15 protein-coding genes are annotated in these 16,765 nt (G+C 71.5%); 8 read left to right on the top strand and 7 right to left on the bottom strand.

Annotated elements, in window-relative coordinates:
- Positions 1-23: 23 nt before the first annotated feature.
- Positions 24-995: a cation diffusion facilitator family transporter gene (locus F4559_RS12795; RefSeq protein WP_184668664.1), complete on the bottom strand. Its 972-nt coding sequence runs from the start codon at positions 993-995 to the stop codon at positions 24-26.
- A 70-nt stretch (positions 996-1,065) separates the two neighbouring features.
- Between F4559_RS12795 and F4559_RS12790 the strand changes: the two genes are divergently transcribed.
- Complete coding sequence (locus tag F4559_RS12790; protein WP_184668663.1) at positions 1,066-1,404, top strand: ArsR/SmtB family transcription factor; 339 nt, start codon at positions 1,066-1,068, stop codon at positions 1,402-1,404.
- Here F4559_RS12790 and F4559_RS12785 read toward each other — a convergent pair whose 3' ends face one another.
- A complete protein-coding gene (locus F4559_RS12785) occupies positions 1,405-1,941 on the bottom strand; it encodes a TetR/AcrR family transcriptional regulator (RefSeq protein WP_184668662.1) in 537 nt (178 codons plus the stop codon). It abuts the gene before it with no gap.
- 75 nt (positions 1,942-2,016) lie between these two features.
- Between F4559_RS12785 and F4559_RS12780 the strand changes: the two genes are divergently transcribed.
- The 7 genes from F4559_RS12780 (at position 2,017) to F4559_RS12750 (ending at position 9,434) form a co-directional block, all read left to right on the top strand.
- Positions 2,017-2,874 carry a TIGR03620 family F420-dependent LLM class oxidoreductase gene (locus F4559_RS12780; RefSeq protein ID WP_184668660.1) on the top strand — a complete coding sequence of 286 codons (858 nt, stop codon included), beginning with the start codon at positions 2,017-2,019 and terminating at the stop codon, positions 2,872-2,874.
- A 47-nt stretch (positions 2,875-2,921) separates the two neighbouring features.
- Positions 2,922-3,719, top strand: a complete 798-nt coding sequence (locus tag F4559_RS12775) for a CoA transferase subunit A (protein ID WP_184668659.1) — start codon at positions 2,922-2,924, stop codon at positions 3,717-3,719.
- Positions 3,716-4,462 (top strand): CoA-transferase subunit beta, encoded by a 747-nt coding sequence (locus F4559_RS12770; protein WP_221447213.1) that lies wholly within the window; start codon positions 3,716-3,718, stop codon positions 4,460-4,462. Before F4559_RS12775 ends, F4559_RS12770 begins: the two co-directional genes overlap by 4 nt.
- Entirely contained in the window at positions 4,459-5,637 is a 1,179-nt protein-coding gene (locus F4559_RS12765; protein ID WP_312865616.1) for a thiolase family protein, read from the top strand. Before F4559_RS12770 ends, F4559_RS12765 begins: the two co-directional genes overlap by 4 nt.
- Positions 5,634-6,389, top strand: coding sequence for an IclR family transcriptional regulator domain-containing protein (locus F4559_RS12760; RefSeq protein WP_184668657.1), 756 nt, complete (start codon positions 5,634-5,636; stop codon positions 6,387-6,389). Before F4559_RS12765 ends, F4559_RS12760 begins: the two co-directional genes overlap by 4 nt.
- 128 nt (positions 6,390-6,517) lie before the next feature.
- Positions 6,518-8,905 (top strand): DUF4082 domain-containing protein, encoded by a 2,388-nt coding sequence (locus tag F4559_RS12755; RefSeq protein ID WP_184668656.1) that lies wholly within the window; start codon positions 6,518-6,520, stop codon positions 8,903-8,905.
- Between the two features lie 106 nt (positions 8,906-9,011).
- A complete protein-coding gene (locus tag F4559_RS12750; RefSeq protein ID WP_184668655.1) occupies positions 9,012-9,434 on the top strand; it encodes a hypothetical protein in 423 nt (140 codons plus the stop codon).
- Between the two features lie 60 nt (positions 9,435-9,494).
- On the opposite strand, the gene F4559_RS12745 is transcribed toward F4559_RS12750, so the two are convergent.
- From F4559_RS12745 to F4559_RS12725, 5 genes are all read right to left on the bottom strand, one after another.
- A complete protein-coding gene (locus tag F4559_RS12745; RefSeq protein WP_184668654.1) occupies positions 9,495-10,919 on the bottom strand; it encodes a NucA/NucB deoxyribonuclease domain-containing protein in 1,425 nt (474 codons plus the stop codon).
- Between the two features lie 138 nt (positions 10,920-11,057).
- On the bottom strand, positions 11,058-12,290 hold the full coding sequence (locus F4559_RS12740; RefSeq protein WP_221447212.1) for an MFS transporter: 1,233 nt from the start codon (positions 12,288-12,290) through the stop codon (positions 11,058-11,060).
- Positions 12,291-12,314: 24 nt separating this feature from the next.
- Entirely contained in the window at positions 12,315-13,421 is a 1,107-nt protein-coding gene (locus F4559_RS12735; RefSeq protein ID WP_184668651.1) for a scyllo-inosamine-4-phosphate amidinotransferase, read from the bottom strand.
- Positions 13,418-14,746 carry a preATP grasp domain-containing protein gene (locus tag F4559_RS12730; RefSeq protein WP_184668650.1) on the bottom strand — a complete coding sequence of 443 codons (1,329 nt, stop codon included), beginning with the start codon at positions 14,744-14,746 and terminating at the stop codon, positions 13,418-13,420. The genes F4559_RS12735 and F4559_RS12730 overlap by 4 nt, the downstream gene beginning before the upstream one ends.
- A gap of 182 nt (positions 14,747-14,928) precedes the next feature.
- Positions 14,929-16,662 carry a sensor histidine kinase gene (locus F4559_RS12725; protein ID WP_184668648.1) on the bottom strand — a complete coding sequence of 578 codons (1,734 nt, stop codon included), beginning with the start codon at positions 16,660-16,662 and terminating at the stop codon, positions 14,929-14,931.
- Positions 16,663-16,765 lie beyond the last annotated feature (103 nt).

Here is a 16,765-nt window from a genome sequence, read left to right as displayed (position 1 = left end):
GTCCGGTCCGCCGGCCGTGACGATCAGGCCCCGATCACCGACCGCTCGGCCGGTTCGGTGTGCACGGTCACGGCGCCCAGGTGCGGGACCTCGGCCTTGAGCCGGGCCTCGACGTCGTGCGCGATGCGGTGCGCGGCGGCCACGTCGAGCACCGGGTCGACCAGGACCGCGAGTTCGGCGCGCAGGCTGTGGCCGATCCAGCGCATCCGCAGGCGTTCCGCCCGCACCACACCGGGCACGTCGCGCGCGTGCCGTTCGGCGAGGTCGACCGTCGCCGGGTCGACGGCGTCGAGCAGGCGGCCGAACACCTCGCGCGCCGAGTCGCGCAGCACGAGCAGGATGGCCGCCGTCATGCCCAGGCCCACGATCGGGTCGGCGAGCGGGAAACCGGCCGCGACCCCGACCGCGCCCAGGACGACGGCCAGCGAGGCGAACCCGTCCGTGCGGGCGTGCAGGCCGTCGGCGACCAGTGCCGCCGACCCGATCCCGCGGCCCACCCGGATGCGGTAGCGGGCGACGAGTTCGTTGCCCGCGAAGCCGACCAGGCCCGCCGCCGCGACGATCACCACCTCCGCCACCGGTCTGGGGTCGACCAGGCGCAGCACCGACTCGTAGCCGACGAGCGCGGCGGACCCGGCGATCAGCAGCACGATCACCAGCCCGGCCAGGTCCTCGGCCCGGCCGAGCCCGTAGGTGAACCGGCGGGTGGCGGCGCGACGGCCCAGGACGAACGCGATGCCCAGCGGCACGGCGGTCAGCGCGTCGGCGAAGTTGTGGATCGTGTCGCCGAGCAGGGCCACCGAGTCCGTCACCACGACGAGCACCGCCTGGACCACGGCCGTGACCGCGAGCGCGGCGAACGAGAGCACCAACGCGCGGACCCCCTTGCGGCTGCCTTCCAACGCGGGGTCGACGCGGTCGGCGGTCGTGTGGCGGTGCGGCTTCCACCGCAGGCCCTTCCGGTGCCCATGTCCGTGCCCGTCTCCGCGGCCCATGCGTCCTCCTTCGATACATACCTGCGCAACTGCGAAGATACGCACATGCGCAAGTTGTAGACTCCGGGACATGCACCGCGAGCTGCCGGACTTCGACATGCCGAACGACGAGCAGGTCCACCTGGCGGCCGAGACGTTCCGCATGCTGGCCGACCCGACGCGGATCCGCGTGCTGTGGGCGCTGCTGCAGGGCGAGTCGTCGGTGGCCTGCCTCGCGGAACTGGCGCAGGCGACGCCGACGTCGGTGAGCCAGCACCTGGCCAAGTTGCGGCTCGCGGGCCTGGTCCAGGGTCGGCGCGAGGGCACGTTCGTCTACTACTCGGCCGCGACCCACCACGTGAAGGACCTGCTCGCCCAGGCGCTCTACCACGCCGACCACCTGGACCAGGACGCCCGGATCGGCGCGTGATCAGCGGACCCGCGTGACCAGCCCCTCGAAGACCAGGTCCACGTAGCGCGCCGCGGCCGGCGTCGACTCGCCGACCCAGGCCACGGCCTTCGCCAGGTCCACCACCTCGACCCACGTGAGGTCGTCGCGCACGACACCGGCCGACCGGGCACGGTCGACCAACCCGGCGGCGGCCCGTTCCAACCCGTGGCAGCGACCGGCCAACGGCCCGTCCACCACGGCGCGCGCCAGCGCCTCGGCCACGCCGCGGTACCGCGCGATGTGCGCGACCAGCGCGCCCACCCAGTCGCGCAGCCGATCGCCGGACGTCGCGTCGGCGAGGTCGGCCAGCCGGTCGAGGTCGGCGCCGATCACCTCGGCCAGCAGGGCGTCCTTGTTCGGGAAGTGGCGCCACAGGGTCCCCGGCCCCACGCCCGCGCGCCGCGCCACGTCGTTCATCGCCGCGTCGGTCACGCCCACCTCGGTGAACAGCGAGTGCGCGGCCTCCAGCAGCAGTTCGCGGTTGCGGCGCGCGTCGGCGCGTCCGGTCGGTGGCACGGAACCCTCCCGTCGACGAAACGGAGTGCCACTCCGTATTATCGGAGCGACACTCCGGATTGTAGAGAGGACACCATGCCGACGCTCGGACGAGTTGGACTGTGGCTGGCCGGACTGGACTTCCGTCCCGCAGCCGAGACAACCGAACTGGCCCAGGAGGTCGACGAGCTGGGATTTTCGACCCTGTGGCTGAGCGAGGGACTCATGCGCGACCCGTTCGTGCAGTCCGCCCTGCTGCTCGGCGCCTCCGAACGGCTGGTCGTGGGCACCGGCGTCACGGTGATCTGGGGACGCCACCCCATGCGCACCAAGGTCGCCGCCCGCGCGCTCACCGACGTCTTCCCCGACCGCTTCGTCCTGGGCCTGGGCATCTCCCACCCGCTGGTCGTCGAGGGCGTGCTGGGCCTGGAGTACAAGCGCCCGCTGGCGGCACTACGCGATCACCTGGAGGAGATGGACGCCATCGACCCGCTCAAGCGCGTGTTCGGCACCGCCGACACCGAGCCCAGGGCACCCCGGGTGCTCGCCGCCCTGGGCCCCAAGGCGCTCGCCCTGTCGAGGACCCACGCGGACGGCGCGATCACCTACCTCGTCCCGCCCGAGCACACCGCGCAGGCCCGGGAGGTCCTCGGCCCGGACCGGACCCTCGTGGTCGAGCAGGCCGTGGTGGTCGACCCGGCGCACGCCGACCGCGCCGACGAGCACGTGGCCCTCTACTCGGGCATCGGCCCCTACCTCGCCAACTGGGCCCGACTCGGTCTCACCGAGCGGAACCGGGTCGAGCGGCTCGTCGCGATCGGCGAGGAGGCCGTCGCCCGGCGGATCGACGAGCACCTGGCGGCCGGTGCCGACCAGGTCTGCCTCCAGGTGCTCACGCCCGACAGCCCGCTGCCCGACTACCGGAGGCTGGCCCCGCTGAGCCGACCGGCGTAGTGTTCGTATAAAGAACTTGTGTTCGCTATACGAACAAGGAGCGGGGATTGGGATCGCTCGCGGAGGCCGTCGCCGACCTCGTGCACGACGGCGACGTGGTGGCGTTGGAAGGGTTCACGCACCTGATCCCGGTCGCCGCCGGGCAGGAGGTCATCCGGCAGGGTCGACGGGGGTTGACCCTCGTCCGGATGACCCCCGACATCGTCTACGACCAGCTCATCGGTGCCGGGTGCGCGACGAAACTGGTGTTCTCGTGGGGCGGCAACCCCGGCGTCGGCTCGTTGCACCGGTTCCGCGACGCCCTCGAACACGGCTGGCCGCGACCCCTCGAAGTCGAGGAGCACAGCCACGCGGGCATGGCCAACCGCTACGTCGCGGGCGCGTCGGGCCTGCCCTTCGCGGTGCTGCGCGGCTACGTCGGCACGGACCTGCCGAACGTCACCTCGACGATCAAGTTCATCACGTGCCCGTTCACCGGCGAACAGCTCGCGGCCGTCCCCGCGCTCAACCCGGACGTCGCGATCATCCACGCCCAACGCGCCGACCGGGCGGGCAACGTCCAGCTCTGGGGCCTGGTCGGCGTGCAGAAGGAAGCGGTGCTGGCCGCGAAGCGCAGCCTGGTCACGGTCGAGGAGATCGTCGACGAACTCACACCCGTGCCCGGCGCGATCGTGCTCCCGTCCTGGGCGGTCACGCGCGTCGTGGCGGTGCCGGGCGGCGCGCACCCCTCCTACGCCCAGGGCTATTCGGAACGCGACAACGCCTACTACGCCGCGTGGGACCCGATCAGCCGCGACCGCGACACGTTCACCGAATGGCTCACCGCGCTCAAGGAGGGCCGATGACCGACCCCGACGAGATGATGACCGTCGCCGCCGCCCGCGCGCTGACCGGCGGCCAACGCGTGTTCGTCGGCATCGGCCTGCCCTCCACCGCCGCGAACCTGGCCCGCCGCACGCACGCGCCGGACCTCGTGCTGATCTACGAGTCGGGCACGCTCGGCTCCAAGCCCGACCGCCTGCCCGCCTCGATCGGCGACGGCATCCTCGCCGAGACCGCCGACGCGGTGATCGGCGTGCCCGAGGTGTTCAACTACTGGCTCCAGCCCGGCCGCATCGACGTCGGCTTCCTCGGCGCGGCCCAGCTCGACCGCTTCGGCAACATCAACACCACGGTCATCGGCGACTACCACGCCCCCAAGGTCCGCCTGCCCGGCGCGGGCGGCGCACCCGAGATCGCGGCGTCGTGCGGCGAGGTGTTCGTGGTCGTGCGGCAGAGTCGGCGCAGCTTCGTCGACCGGGTCGACTTCGTGACGTCGTTCGGCCACGGTCGCGGTCCAGGCGAACGGGCACGCCTGGGCCTGCGTGGTGCCGGGCCCACCCGGGTCATCACCGACCTGGGCGTGTTCCGACCCGACCCGGCGACCGCCGAACTCGTCCTGACCGACCTGCACCCCGGCGTGTCCGTCGACGACGTGCGCGCGGCCACCGGCTGGGACCTGCGGGTCGTGCCCGAACCCGGCCGTACTCCCCCGCCGACCGACGACGAACTCGCCGCCCTGCGCGCCCTGAAGGAGGCTTCGGCGTGACCACCGACGTGTACGTGCTCGACGGCGTGCGCACCCCGTTCGGCAGGTTCGGCGGTGCGTTGGCGCACGTCCGGCCCGACGACCTGGCCGCGCACGTGCTGCGCGCGCTCGTGGACCGCACCGGGATCGACCCGGCCGCGGTCGACGAGGTCGTGTTCGGCGCGGCCAACCAGGCGGGCGAGGACAACCGCAACGTCGGCCGGCTGGCCGCGCTGCTGGCCGGGTGGCCGACGGCCGTGCCCGGCACGACCGTGAACCGGCTGTGCGGGTCGAGCCTGGACGCGGTCATGCAGGCGTCGCGGACCATCGCGGTGGGCGACGCGGACCTCGTGGTCGCGGGCGGTGTCGAGTCGATGAGCCGGGCGCCGTGGGTCCTGCCCAAGCCCGCGAAGGGCTTCCCGGCCGGCGACGCCACGCTGCACTCGACCACGCTGGGCTGGCGGATGACCAACCCGGCGATGCCCGCCGAGTGGACCGTGTCGCTGGGCGAGAGCACCGAACTGCTGGCCGAACGCCACGGCATCGACCGGACGCGGCAGGACGAATTCGCGTTGCGCAGCCACACACTCGCGGCCCGCGCGTGGGACGACGGCTTCTACGCGAGCCACGTCGCACCCGTGCCCGACACGGACCTGGACCGCGACGAGACCGTCCGCGCCGACACGAGCCTGGCGAAGCTCGGCTCGCTCAAGCCCGCTTTCCGTCCACAGGGGACGGTCACGGCGGGCAACTCGTCCTCGCTCAACGACGGCGCGTCCGCCGTGCTGCTGGGCACCGACACGGCCGCCGGGCGCTGGGGCACCGTGCCCCTGGCCCGCGTCGCCGGACGCGGCGCGGCGGGCGTCGACCCGCACGTGTTCGGCATCGGACCGGTCGAGGCCGCGAACGTCGCGCTGCGCCGGGCCGGCATCGGCTGGTCGGACCTGGCGGCGGTGGAGCTGAACGAGGCGTTCGCCGCGCAGTCGTTGGCGTGCCTGGACTCCTGGCCGGAACTGGACCCCGCGCTCGTCAACGTCAACGGCGGCGCGATCGCGCTGGGCCACCCGCTCGGCGCGTCCGGCGGGCGCGTGCTGACGCAGTTGGCCCACGAGCTGCGGCGGCGCGGCGGCGGCTGGGGGCTGGCCGCGCTGTGCATCGGCGTCGGCCAGGGCTTGGCCGTGGTGCTGGAGGCGTGAGCGTGGAGCACGTGCGGTCGTTGGAACGCGGCCTCGCGGTGATCAAGGCGTTCGGCGCGGACGCGCCCGCGCTGACGCTCACCGAGGTGGCCGGGCGCACCGGGCTGACCAGGGCGGCGGCCCGGCGGTTCCTGCTGACGCTGTGCGAACTGGGCTACGTGCGGGCGGACGGGCGCCACTTCTCGCTGACCGCACGCGTGCTCGACCTGGGCTACGCGTACCTGTCCGGCATGGCGCTGCCGGACGTGGCCCAGCCGCACCTGGAACGGCTGTCCGCACGGGTCGGCGAGTCGTGCTCGGTGTCCGTGCTCGACGGGGTGGACGTCGTGTACGTGGCGCGGTGCGCGGTGTCGCGGATCATGACCGTGTCGATCACCGTGGGCACGCGGTTCCCGGCGCACGCCACGTCCATGGGCCACGTGCTGCTGGCCGGGCTGGACCCCGACGACCAGGCCGACCGGTTGGCGTCGACCGACTTCACCTCGTTCACCGGGCACACCGTCACCTCGGCCGAGGCGCTGCGCGCCGAACTGGCGACGGTGCGGACGCGCGGGTGGGCGTTGGCCGACCAGGAGTTGGAGGAGGGCCTGCGGTCCGTGGCCGCCCCGGTGCGCGACCGGGCCGGTCGCGTGGTCGCGGCCGTGAACGTGTCCACGCACGCGGCCCGCACGACGCTCGAGCGCGCCCGTGCCGAACTCGTGCCACCGCTGCTGGACTGCGCGGGTCTGATCTCGGCGGACCTCGCGCGCTGATGCGGCATCCGGACCATGCTTCGGACACGGATGTCGCATCCTGTCCGTAATCGGCTAACGACCCATGGTGAGCCTCCGACTCCACGCTTGGTGCCGAGCGTCCCCGCCCGGCCCAGGCTGGAGGAGTCATGGTGTGGTCTCCCCGTCGGCGCCGGAGAGTGCGGGCGGCGGTGACCCGGCCGCTCGTGGCGGCCGTCGCCGCCGCCCTCGTCGTCGTCCCGGCCGCCGAGTCGGCGCCCGTCGCGCCCTGCGACGAGCCCGTGGTCAACGCGGTGGCCTGCGAGAACACGAAGACCGGAGCCCAGGACTGGCAGGTCGCCTACCGCGACCCGACCGTCGTCGGCTTCACCACCGACATCAGCGCGACGCCGGGCGGCCGGGTCGACTTCAAGGTCAAGACCGACGCGCCCGGCTACACGGTCGACGTGTTCCGGCTCGGCTGGTACGGCGGGCGCGGCGCCCGGCTGATCGGCACGGTCGCCCGTACCACGCCGCAGACCCAGCCGGACTGCCTGCGCGACGGGCCCACGGCGTTGATCGACTGCGGCAACTGGGCGGTCTCCGTCGGCTGGGACGTGCCCGCCGACGCCGTGTCCGGCCTCTACTACGCGCGGCTGACCCGGTCGGACAACGGCGGGCGCAACGAGATCGCGTTCGTCGTGCGCGACGACACCAGCCACTCGAAGATCCTGTTCCAGACGTCGGACTCGACGTGGCAGGCGTACAACCGGTACGGCGGCAACAGCCTGTACTTCGGCGACGGGCCGGGTTCGGGCGGGCAGGCGTTCAAGGTCTCCTACAACCGGCCGAACACCGGGGGCGACGGCGACGACAACACGATCTTCAACGCCGAGTACCCGATGCTGCGGTTCCTGGAGTCCAACGGGTACGACCTGAGCTACACCACGGACGCGGACACCGCCCGGCGCGGCCACCTGATCACCAACCACCGGGTGTTCATGGCCGTGGGCCACGACGAGTACTGGTCGAACGAGCAGCGCGCCAACGTCGAGGCGGCCCGGGACGCGGGCGTGCACCTGGCGTTCCTCACCGGCAACGAGATCTTCTGGAAGACCCGGTGGGAGAAGAGCACCGACTCGTCCCAGACCGACTGGCGCACGATCGCCTCCTTCAAGGAGACCAAGGGCAGCCAGAACGACGGACTCCCCGACTGGACCGGCACGTGGCGCGATCCCCGGTACAGCCCGCCGCAGGACGGCGGACGGCCGGAGAACGCGTTGCTGGGCAACATCTTCACGGTCAACGGACGGCGTACGGACTCGCTTCAGGTGCCCGCCGCGTACGGCAAGCTGCGGCTGTGGCGGGAGACCACGTTGCCGAACCTGGCGGCCGGCGACACGGTGACGTTCCAGCCGGGCACGTTGGGCTACGAGTGGAACACCGTGCCGGACAACGGCTTCCAGCCCGCCGGGGTCGGGCAGTTCTCGCGCACGAGCGTGACCATGCAGGGCCAGTACATCCTGGAGAACCACGGCGACGTGTACGGCAGCGGCACCGCCACGCACGCGATCACGTACTACAAGCACCCGAGCGGGTCTTTGGTGTTCGGCGCGGGCACGGTGCAGTGGGCGTGGGGGCTCGACGACGAGCACGCCTACAAGACGTTGACGCCGACGTCGGACGTCCGCCTCCAGCAGGCGACCGTGAACTTCCTGGCGGACATGGGAGTGCAGGGCGGGACCTTGCGCCCGGGTCTGGTGCAGACGGCGCCCACCACGGACTCGACGGCACCTTCCGTCGCCTACACGTCCGTGCCGGTCGGCGCGGCGGTCGGCGTGCCTTACACGTTCTCGGGCACGGTGTCGGACGCCGGACAGGTGGCCGGGGTCGAGGTGTCGACGGACGGCGGGAGTCGCTGGCACCCCGCGTCCTGGCAGGCCGGGCAGGGGACGTGGAGCTACACGTACACGCCGTTGGCTTCGGGGACGGCACAGTTGCGCGTGCGGGCCGTGGACGATTCCCTGAACCTCTCGGTGCCGGTGGCGACGACCCACGTGGTCGTGCCCAAACCGTGCCCGTGCGGCCTGTTCACCGATTCCGACACACCGCGTGCTTTGGACCTCAGTGACGGCATCGCCCTGGAACTGGGCGTGAAGTGGAAGGCGTCCACGGCGGGTCAGGTACGCGGCGTGCGGTTCTTCAAGGGGCCCAACAACTCCGGCGTGCACACGGGCTCGCTGTGGACCACGTCGGGTCAACTGCTGGCGACCGGCACGTTCACCGGCGAGACCTCGTCGGGTTGGCAGACGCTGACGTTCGGCACGCCCGTGAACGTACAGGCGAACACGACGTACATCGTGTCGTACCTGACGCCGACGGGCCACTTCTCGGCGGACGTGGAGTACTTCTCGCACGCCCCACGCCAACAGGAACCGCTCACGGCACCCCAACACGGAGCCGAGGGCGGCAACGGCGTGTTCCAGATCGGCGCCGGCTTCCCGGACCGGAGCGTGGGCGGCAGCAACTACTGGGTGGACGTGGTCTGGACACCCTGACGGACCGGGGACTGGTCCGGCCTCGCGCTGGACCAGTCCTCCCGATTCCTCCCCGGACCTCCGTGCGGATGCGCCACGATGACCCATCCGATCCACGAGAGGCGGGATGACCGTGGCCGAGTTGGAAGCGTCGACCGAGATCGACGTCCTGGTGGAACACCACTGGTTCGGAGTGGGTGATCCGGACTCGACGGAGGACACCCCGATCCCCGATCCCGGCGCGTGGTTCGCGGCGGGCGATTCGCTCGTCATGTTCCAGAGCGAGGAGGACATCGTCCGGGCTCGGCTCCACCTGGAGTGGCACACCGACCGGCCACCGCTCGACAGCGCACAATGGCCTCACTCCACCGAGATCGACCTGCACCTGCCGAGCGGCGTCTTCACCGTGGACGAAGGAGTCGCGGGCGTGACCGGACCCGTGTTCACGGTCCCCGCAGGCCGTTACCGCGCCCGCCTGGGTTGGCGACCCGCACCCCCGTCGACAACCGAACCCGAGGCGTACGCATTAGTCAGCTTCTGGCCCGCTTGAGCCAGCAGGTCGACGCCGATGCCGTCCGGACGCCTTGGCGTCCGGACGGCACGAACAAACCTAGGGTGTCGTCACGAAGAACGGATCCGTGTCGAGAAGACGATCGTTCGCGTACCAGCGTCCAAGACGACGACCGCCTTCCTGATTCTGACCGCTGTCGACCCAGCGTACCGACCAGGCGTCCTTGTACTGCGCACCTTCGTGCTTGGCCCGGCCTGCCCCTTCACAAGTGGAGGCGAACGGATACTCGTCGCAGTCGAACGAACCCGTGGGCGGTTTCGGGGGCATACCGGTCCGGCAGTAGCCGTTCCGGGTCAGGTCGATGTTGTCCTGGTACCGATCGGCCTGCGCCTGCCCGGCACGGCGGGCGAGCCGACGAATCGGGTCGTCCGCCGTCGCTCCCGGCAACCGCTTCCCGGACGCCGGTGGAAGGGTGCCGTCGGGATTGCGCCGGGCGTCGTCGATGTGTGCGGCCAGTCCGGCGACCTTCGGGTCGCCGAGCCGGTAGCTCATTCCGGATCGCGCCCGGTCGAATACCGAACCAAGCTGCTCTGCCGTCGCCTGGGAGGCGTACCAGGCACTGTCGAACCGCATCCCGCCTTCCGGCATCCGCCAGTTGCGCCTGCCCAGGGGTTGCCAACTCAGGTTGATCCTGGGCTTGAAGATGCCGATCGCGATCTGGGCGGTGCGCTCGGCCGCCGGTTTGTCCGCCTCGGACACCAACTCGATCGTCGCCTCGCCGTTGGCCCGCCACCCCGGAACCGTGTCGTCGCGACCGTTCTCCTCGCCTGTGCGGCACGCGGCCCTCGGCGTCCTGGGTACCGGGTCGCGATAGCGGCCCTCGCACTCCATGCCGACGGCCAACCGCGCACCCGACGTGCCGAACCGACCGATGATCGTCACCGGCGAGACGTGGATGGTGAAACGTGCCCAGCGGTCGAACGAATCAGCCCGGTACGAACCGATCTTCCCCTCTCCGACGACCGTGTGCCATGCCAGGTACTCGTCCCGGACAGCGCATCGGGGCGGAAAGATGCTGCAACTGACGACGGGTACGTAGACCAGTTCGACCTTGCAGTAGGAATAGCGATTCTTGATCCACCCCTGGTAACGGTCGGACTTCTCGTTCGACCGGCACTGGTCGCGATCCGCGTACTGGTACGGATCTTCCGGCTTGGCACCGCGGTCGAACCGTTCGCTGTCGACGACGTAGGATTCCTCCGCCGCGGAAACTGCCACTTCCGACCTGACTGCCTCATCCCCCACCTGCGGTAACGGCGCGATACCCGCCGCCTTGGCCGCAGCACCGGGATCGGCCGCCGAAGCGACGGCCCTGGCGGTTTCGCCGTCCTCGATCACATAGACCTCGGCCGACTCGGTCTCGTCCGCCGGCGAGGCATGGGCCGCGACCGGAAGTCCTCCCAGGACGATCAGCGCAGCACTGATCACCGCCGTCGAAGCACGGCGTATTCGGCTGTTCCACATATTCAATTCCCCCTGTGCGATTCGCCTTCCCCAAGGCGTGCACGGGGTCGAACCCATGGGCACCGACAAGTGCCGCATAGGCCCGATCGGATCAACATGACGATTCCTCGCGAGAGGAAAAAGTCAGGCGACCGCCGCTCAGCCGACCACGTCCACGACCCGCTTCCGATGCGACGCCAGGAAGAACGCCGCGGTCAGGCCCGCCAGCACGATCATGCCCACGGCCGCCGCGGCGAGAGTGCCCTGCGCCGTCAACAACACCACGGCCGGAGCGCCCACGAGCGCGCCCGCCGGACCCGCCAACGACATCACGGCTCCGCGCGCGGCCAGCACGGGAGCCAGCCCGTCCGCCGGCACGGCCCGCTGGAACAGCACCGTCGTGGTCGACGGGAACGGCCCCCAGATCAGGCCGCACAGACCGAACGCGATCCATCCGACCACAGTGGACGGACTCAACCCCAACGGCAGCAGTGCCAGCCCGAAGCCCAGCACGATGCCGACCGTCGTCACGCGCATCGGCCAGTTCTTCAGGTACCCGGCCACGATCGCGCCCAGCACCGCACCGATGCCGAACGCCGTGTAGTACCCGGCCAATTGCACCGCCGTCCCGTGCAGGTCCTCCGACACGTGCACCGGCAGGGCCACCGTCACCGGCCCGAAGAACAGGAAGAACCCGAACGACAGCACCATCAACCCGACCAGTTCCGGGTTCGACAGGATGGTCCGCAGCCCGGTCGACCGGGACGCCGGCGCCTTGATCCGGGTCTCCCGCGCCGACGGCGGCACGGCCGCGCGGTAGGTCAGGGCGAGCACGGCGAAGGTGGCCGCGTCGAGCGCGATCACCGCCGCCGGGCCCGCCCACGCGATCAGCAACGCCGCCAGCGGCGGCCCGCCGACCGTCGAGAACTCCAGCAGCACGTTGACCACGGCGTTGCCCGCCAGCACGTGCTCCTCGGGCAGCAGCTCGGCCAGCAGCGTGTACCGCCCGGCTTTGCCCCACGCGGCCAGCAGCGACGACACCGCCAGCAGCACCACGAACACCATCGGCGTGAGCAGGCCGACGAAGTGCACGACGGCGATCGCGCCCAGCACCACCGCCCGCAGCACGGCGTCCCACCCGGCGAGCTGCGCGCCGGACCGGCCGCGCAGCCACCGTTCGAACGCCACCGCGCCGATCGCGCCGGGCAGCACGTACGCCGCCGCGGCCAGCGCGACCCACAGCCCCTTCTGGTCTGCGGGTGCCAGGAGCAGCGCCAGCCACGCGATCGCGATCGTGCTCATGCCGTCGCCGATGCTGGACACCCCGATGCCCGGCAACACCTTGCGCAACACCGGGTGCGTCAGCACCGGCCAGTACGGGGTGCGCTTCACCGCGTGGAACAACGTCGTCCGCCTTCAGTCGAGGTAGTTCTCCGGACCACCGGCGCGCACCACGTCGAGGGTGACGCAGTGGAACCCGCCGCCGAGCACCCGCTGGTGCCGCAGCCGGTGCGGCACGACCGTGATGCCGTGCCGCTCCAACGCGCGCAGCAGCGCGGGCTGGTCGGCGTCCACGACCGCGTGCCGCTCGTCGAGCATCAGCAGGTTCATGCTGATCCACGGCCCGCTCAGGCCGTGCGCCGCCGCCATCGGCCGGTCCTCGACGGGCGGGCACCACACGACGTCCCAGCCCGCCAGCGGCGCCGGGATCTCCGCCGGCGTGATCCGCGACGGGTTGAGCAGGACCAGTCCCGGCCGCAGGAACGCGATCGTGCTGTCGATGTGCGTGTACCCGTAGACGTCACGCAACGGGTGCACGCGCACGTCGCCGAGCAGCCGCAGCGTCGACTCCAGCCAGCGCAGGCCGGCCTCGTTGCCGCTGCGCGACACCTGGTAGAGCACGTCCCGGCCGAGCCGCAGCACGTTGGCCGCCTCGAACGCGGCCTCGGCCTCGCCCAGGTACGGCAGGCCGTCCGCGTCGAGCGGGAACAGCTCGTCGGCCAGTCGCGGGCGCGGCGCGGCCAGCCACGTCGCGCCCTGCCGCAGGTAGTCCTGGAACAGCGGGCGCAACCCGAACTGCTCGAAGTACCGCGACCGCGCCGGACTGGGCGTCTCGATCAGCGTCGACCCGACGACCAGCGTGAGGTCACGCGGGCAGTAGCAGCTGAACCCCGTCGTGGACCACTCCGGCGTGCCGAACCCCGCCGCGTGGTCCACGACCGCGGGCCTGCGCACGGTCACGCCGAACTGCTCCAGCACCTCCACCAACCCGGCGAGGTCCTCGTTCGTCTCGTCGACGATCCACCGCGGCATCAGTCCACTGTGGACCTCACGGAGCGACGACGCGTCCAGGTCCGGGTAGTAGTTGAGCCACGCCGACCGGTCCCGCACCAGGTCCGGCAGGTGCGCGCCGGTCGCGTCGCCCACGACCACCTCGTGCAACGCGGTGAACTCGTCCCACGAGTGCACGGCCGGACGCGTCGCCGCCCCGTCGTGGCCGGTGACCAGTTGCCCGACCGTCATCGGGCGACCGCCAAGCCCGCCAGGGACGCCGCGACCGCCTCGGCGGACTCGAAGTCCTTGCCCACCACGCAGTACATGACCTTGCCGTTGACCGGCACGTAGTTCCCGGTCAGCACGACGCCGGTCCCGGTCTCCGGGTCGAACGCGAGCCCGGCCGCGACGAGCGCGTCCACCGCGCCCTCGAACGACGGCACGCTCCACACCGCCCGTTCCACCATGACCCGCTCGCCCCGGAAATCCGGGCGCAGCATGCGGTCCCGCAGCACGGCGTGCAGGTGGGTCGACCCGGTCAGCCGCCCGTTGGTCTCGCTGAACACGATCCGCCCGTCCCCGGTCCGGATCGCGTCGGCGCTGATGTTGCCCCGGTAGCCCAGTCCCCGGAAGGCGTCGCACAACCGGCGTCCGGCGTCCACCAGCTCGACGTGCTGCTCGGGCGTGATCGACCGCGGCGGCACGATCTCGCCGATCGCCACGGGTTCCATGAGGATCTCCCCCGTGCCCAGCAGGTGGCTCGCGTCGTCGGCCACGACGAACTCCGCGTACACGGTCGCCGAGCCGGTGAAGTACTGCTCGATCACGAGCCGGTCGTCCCGCCCGCCGGTGAGCCACGACCACTTCTCGGCGACGTACGCCTTGATCGCGTCCGCGTCGGCCAGCAGCACGACGTTGCGCGCGCCGGCGGGCCGTACGGTCGCGTCGGTCGCCAGGATCTCGTTGCCGAACCCGCCGCCGGCGAACTCCTTCTTCACGATCACGCTGTCGCCGCGGCCGAGGATCGCGCCGATCGTGCTCTCGGCGAGTTCCGGGCGGCCCGCGATCGTGCCGGGCGCGATCGCCACGCCCACGCCCGCCGCCACCGCGCGGAACGCGGCCTTGCTGTTGACCAGCGCGTCGCCGCCCTGCTCGCTGAAGGCGAAGCCGGGCAGCGCGTGCTCGATGCCCAGGTGCTTGGCGAGGTCCACGACGTACGCGTCGTCGTAGGCCGTCACGATCCGGTCGATCCCCTTGCCCGCCAACGCTTCCCGCAGCCGCGCGCGGAACCCCTCGTCCGCCAGGCGGTCGGGCGTGAGCAGTTCCTCGCCCAGGTACCCGGTGGGCGGCACGACCAGCGTCAGGCTCGCCCGGTCGGTGCCGGTCAGGCCGAGCACGTAGTCCACGTACCGGTCCTGGGCGACCCACGGCAGCACGAGCACGTCGCCGTCGGACGCGAACCAGAACAGGCGCTGCGCACCCCACCCGCCGGCGACGCGCTCGTCCGGCGTGAGCAGCGAAAGGTCGCCGACCATCTCTTCTGTGCGGCTGTTGGCGATGATGAGTTTCGCCATGGTCAAGAATCCCCCGATTCCTGTCTTCAGTTGTGATCGCGCCACGAACGCACACCGGCTGCGCCCGGAGCGTGCCGGGCGTGCGAATGCGGTCGATCCCCCAAGTACGGCCACGACACCGGCCGTTGGACCAACGGTAACCGATCGTTCACTCAGACGAAGGTTGCCGTGATCTACGCCACTCAGGCCGGGAGTTCGACCCGGACCGTCGTACCGCCCTCGGGCGACGGTTCGAGGTAGATCGCGCCGCCGTGCCGTTCGGCGATCGCCCTGGCCAGGGCAAGCCCGAGCCCCGAGCCGATCAGCGGATCCGGACTGCGGTTGCCCCGGGGCACGGTCGTGAACAGGCGACCGGCCTGCACGGTCAGCGGCACCTGGTCGGTCACCTCGACCGCCCAGACACCCGGCCGCCGCGCGCTCGTGCGCACCTTCACGCGCCCGCCGGCCGGCGACGACCCGATCCCGGCGGCGACGACGTGGTGCACCATGCGGCTGAACAGCGCCGGGTCGGCGTGCACGAGGGTGCGCTCCGGTGCCGGTTCCAGCTCCAGCGTGACCGACGACGTCGCGGCCAGTGCGCGCAACGCGTCCACCTCCATGCGCACGAGCACGTCCGCGTCCGCGTCGATGGTCGCCATCTCCAGGCTGTGCGACTCGACCCCGGCCAGGAACAGCAGCGTCTCGACCAGCGTGGCCATCCGCGTCACGTTGCGCTCGACCGCCTCGGCCACCACCCGTATCCCGTCCGGCTGGTCCGCGACGAGCACCGGCGTCAGCGAGGTCAACGCGGTCAGCGGCGTGCGCAGTTCGTGCGACACCACCGACAGGAACTCGGTCTTCAACGACGACAGCCGCGACAGCTCCGCGTTGCGCCGCTCCAGCGCCTGTCGCAGCCCGACCTGCTCGGTGATGTCCCGCAGCACCCACATCTGCCCGAGGCCCCGGTCGTCGAGGCCGATCGGCAGGAAGTCCAGCTCCAGCGCCCGGTCGTCGCCCAACGGCACGACCACGCCGTGCACCGGGATGCGGTCCTGCATGCACCGCTGCGACAACTGGTCCAGCCGCGCGTAGTCGGCCTCGGGCCGGGTCCGCAGCGTGCGCAGCTCGTCCCGGGCCATGCCCACCATGTCCTCGGGTGCGCCGGACAGACCGGCGATCGCGCCCAGCGCGGTGTTCGACACCAGCAGCCGCCCCTCGGCGTCCTGCACGAGTACGCCCACGTCCAGGGCTTCGACCAGTGAAGACAGCCGGGTCACGGTCGCGCGCACCCGGTCTTCGGCCTCGTGCAGCGCGGTCACGTCGTTGGCGAACGCGACCATGCCGTGGATCACCGGGTCGTTGGTGCGCTCCAGCAGCGTGATGTCGAGGACCTGCCACCCGCCGTTGTCCTTCCGCACCCGGGCGGAGAAGCGCGCCGTGTCACCTGGCGCGAGTTCGCCCATCAACCGGGTGACGTCCGCCTGGTCGTCGGGATGAACCTGGGTCGCGATCGCGTCCAGCCGTGACTCGCCGTAGTGCAACGGGGTGCCGTCGGGCCACCGGACGAGGTTCGACCAGGACAGCAGGCCCTCGGGGTCGAACAGGCAGACCATCGCCGGCATCTCCGCGATGACCGCGTCGCGCAACGTCTCGCCGTCGCTGGGGAAGCGGACCGCGTCCAACGCGGCGGCCACCGCGTCGACCAGGGTCTCGAGCCGGCCGTCCACCTCGTCGGACGTCACGACGAGCGCGCCGCCGAGTTCGAGCGGCACCACGACGTCGCCGAGCCACGGCTTCTCGCCGGCCACCCGTGCGGACCGCACCCCCGGCACCGACATCAGCACCTCGACGGCGGCTGTGCGCGCGGTGCGACCGGCCCGGGTGACGACGCGCACGGCGGCGGCGACGTCGAACGGGTCGGACTGGTGATCGCGCATGGTCGGTCTCCCGGGCGGGCAAGTGGGGCGGCGGCACACCACCTCATCGTGAAACGACCGCATCTCCGGTCGAGCCGCACCGGGTGGATCGGCAGGCTCCACT

The sequence above is a fragment of the Saccharothrix violaceirubra genome, from assembly GCF_014203755.1.
In the GTDB taxonomy this organism is placed as follows: domain Bacteria; phylum Actinomycetota; class Actinomycetes; order Mycobacteriales; family Pseudonocardiaceae; genus Actinosynnema; species Actinosynnema violaceirubrum.
This window is presented reverse-complemented; position numbering and strand designations above follow the sequence as displayed.

What these genes read in the sequence shown, in the direction of transcription:
- F4559_RS12755 (WP_184668656.1), top strand. Translation starts at nt 6,518, where the DNA reads ATGGTGTGGTCTCCCCGTCGGCGCCGGAGAGTGCGGGCGGCGGTGACC.
- F4559_RS12725 (WP_184668648.1), bottom strand. Translation starts at nt 16,662, where the DNA reads ATGCGCGATCACCAGTCCGACCCGTTCGACGTCGCCGCCGCCGTGCGC.
- F4559_RS12745 (WP_184668654.1), bottom strand. Translation starts at nt 10,919, where the DNA reads ATGTGGAACAGCCGAATACGCCGTGCTTCGACGGCGGTGATCAGTGCT.
- F4559_RS12730 (WP_184668650.1), bottom strand. Translation starts at nt 14,746, where the DNA reads ATGGCGAAACTCATCATCGCCAACAGCCGCACAGAAGAGATGGTCGGC.
- F4559_RS12750 (WP_184668655.1), top strand. Translation starts at nt 9,012, where the DNA reads ATGACCGTGGCCGAGTTGGAAGCGTCGACCGAGATCGACGTCCTGGTG.
- F4559_RS12735 (WP_184668651.1), bottom strand. Translation starts at nt 13,421, where the DNA reads ATGACGGTCGGGCAACTGGTCACCGGCCACGACGGGGCGGCGACGCGT.
- F4559_RS12780 (WP_184668660.1), top strand. Translation starts at nt 2,017, where the DNA reads ATGCCGACGCTCGGACGAGTTGGACTGTGGCTGGCCGGACTGGACTTC.
- F4559_RS12770 (WP_221447213.1), top strand. Translation starts at nt 3,716, where the DNA reads ATGACCGACCCCGACGAGATGATGACCGTCGCCGCCGCCCGCGCGCTG.
- F4559_RS12795 (WP_184668664.1), bottom strand. Translation starts at nt 995, where the DNA reads ATGGGCCGCGGAGACGGGCACGGACATGGGCACCGGAAGGGCCTGCGG.
- F4559_RS12790 (WP_184668663.1), top strand. Translation starts at nt 1,066, where the DNA reads ATGCACCGCGAGCTGCCGGACTTCGACATGCCGAACGACGAGCAGGTC.